Annotated in this window: 1 protein-coding gene; it reads right to left on the bottom strand. The window is 60.9% G+C overall.

Annotation, left to right across the window (positions count from 1 at the left end; translation table 11 throughout):
- Positions 1-172: 172 nt before the first annotated feature.
- Positions 173-1570: an IS1380 family transposase gene (locus ACPUD7_RS17625; RefSeq protein WP_425120634.1), complete on the bottom strand. Its 1398-nt coding sequence runs from the start codon at positions 1568-1570 to the stop codon at positions 173-175.
- Positions 1571-1695 lie beyond the last annotated feature (125 nt).

Genomic DNA, 1695 nt, shown 5'->3' with positions numbered 1-1695 from the left:
CTAGCCTCGATTTTTCATGGGTAGCTGGTTGCCCATGATTCCGGCTCCGTTGCCGCGTACCGACACTGATTCTGCCATTCGAGCATGACACGACCACCGTGTGTCGCCACGGCCCTGCGGGGATCCAACCCCAGCCCTTTCCTCAACTCGAACGAACACTGCCACCACGGCTCTATCCTGGGGCTGGCCGCGGCAGACTCCGCAACCGGTCGAGACCAGCAACGATGACCCCGGCCCAACGGGCAGTCGCCTTCATATGCACCACGGCCCGCCTGGCTGTCCTCGCGATCGTCGCCGGGACCGCGTAGACGTGCATCCGCAGCTTCTTTGGTTCCCACCGGCGGATCTCGTGGGTCGGAAACGCCAGCAACGACTTCCACGCCTCGATCTCTCCAGCCAAAGCGACAACAGCTAACCAGATCTGGTTCTGATCGAATCCCTTCAGCGGGAAGTTGCGTAACCCGGAGTCCTTGGCGATGCGGATCCGATCCTCACAACGAGCCCTGGATCGGTGGCGGACTTCCAGGTCCGCCAACTGCCCGCTCTTCGTGTTCGTGACGAACGCGGTGACCCGGTACCCGTCGACATCATCAAAGCGCAACTGTGCACCCGGATGAGGACGCTCACGGCGGACAATGACTCGCATTCCTTCCGGCCAGTCGGCCAGGTCGAGCACCCCTGTCAACTCGGCCACATCAGCACCCTCGCGGGGATCGCCGTTGGTGTCATAGGCCGGCTCCCAAGCACCGAGTTCCGACAGTTGCCGATACAGTTCGGGAGTGTTGCCGGGAAGCATCCAGCCCACCGAGTACGACAGACGTCGCTTCGTGAGGAACTCAACGAAGTCATGGGTGCCACCAGCGGTGTCGGTACGGATGAGGACGCTCTTACCCGGACGAGGATTGCTGCCGGGTAATTGGTCGAGGATGAGTTTGACCAACTTGATGTGATCAGCAGCGGTGTTCGATCCCGCGTTGCCAGGACGCAGCAACTGGGCCACAGGCTCACCGGTGCCACAGTCGCCGTGGTCGATGAAGGCGAGCAAGGGATGAAATCCAAATCCTTTCTTGTAGGTGGGTTTCGCGTTTTCTTTCTCGCTGTGTGAGGTGACGAGACTGGCATCGATGTCGATGATCAACGGATTCTGAGCAACGGCGTCGTGGTTCGGGGCGTGTTGACCGGCCAGTTCCCATACCCGGGTCCGGGCTGCGGCTCGCGCTTGATTGATCGCTGCCAGGCCCCGGTCGACGTCGCCGGCCAGAGTTTGGATGATCCTGGTGATCGTCGGATTCGATGCCACCGGCCCGTACAGAGCAGGTTCGTCGCGGACCGCTGTGGTATCGGACAGAGCGTCACCGCCGAGTCCGAGAGTGATCGCGAGATCGAGAAGGACCTTGGCTGGATCATGAACGGCGAAGGGCTTCTTCCACGGTGCCAGCGCCGTCTTCAGATGATGGTCGAGTCCGCTGGTGTGCACGGTTTCGGTGAGCAGGAGCCCGCCAGCGTGGCCGAGGGCGTTGCTGGGTGCGGTATCGATGTGCAGGCGGGGATAGGTGCGGGTAGGCTTCACTCTGAGAGTGCTCCTTTTCCAGAGAATATTGATGTCGTCGCAAACATCATTATCCCTGGTCAGGAGCACTTTTCTTCTCTCTGTCCGGGACCTGGACGCCCCTAATCATGAAATCCCGAGGCTAG

Origin of the sequence: Brevibacterium sp. FAM 24630 (assembly GCF_049804075.1) — a bacterium.
Lineage (GTDB): Bacteria > Actinomycetota > Actinomycetes > Actinomycetales > Brevibacteriaceae > Brevibacterium.
This window is presented reverse-complemented; position numbering and strand designations above follow the sequence as displayed.